At 63.9% G+C, this 471-nt stretch carries 1 protein-coding gene; it reads left to right on the top strand.

Annotation, left to right across the window (positions count from 1 at the left end; all coding sequences use genetic code 11):
• Positions 1–471 (top strand): AMP-binding protein (locus tag FQ705_RS00030; RefSeq protein WP_144137433.1); only part of this gene is annotated, 471 nt, incomplete at both ends.

Genomic DNA, 471 nt, shown 5'->3' with positions numbered 1-471 from the left:
ATGCCGAGTTGAATGCGCGCGCGAATCGTCTTGCGCATTGGCTGGGTTCGCGTGGGATCGGCGTGGAATCGCGGGTTGGTGTTGCCGCCGAGCGCTCGCTGGAGCTGGTGATCGCCTTGTACGCGATCATGAAGGCCGGCGCGGCCTATGTGCCGCTCGATCCTTCGTATCCGGCCGATCGGATCGCCGCGATGATCGACGACAGCGGGATTGGTTTGCTGCTTGCACAGGGCGGCCTCGACCTGCCGTCGCGAGAGGGCGTCGAGCGCGTCGATTTCGGTAAGCTGGACACGTCGTCATTCCGGGCCACCAATCCCGATGTCGAATTGCATGGCGCGAACCTCGCCTATGTGATCTTCACCTCAGGCTCGACGGGGCGCCCGAAGTGCGTGGACAACCGCCACGACAGCCTGTCGAACCGCCTGATCTGGATGCAGCGCGAATACGAGCTGCAAGGCGGCGAGACGGTGT

It is taken from the genome of Paraburkholderia sp. BCC1884 (assembly GCF_900996225.1).
Classification (GTDB): Bacteria; Pseudomonadota; Gammaproteobacteria; order Burkholderiales; family Burkholderiaceae; genus Paraburkholderia.
This window is presented reverse-complemented; position numbering and strand designations above follow the sequence as displayed.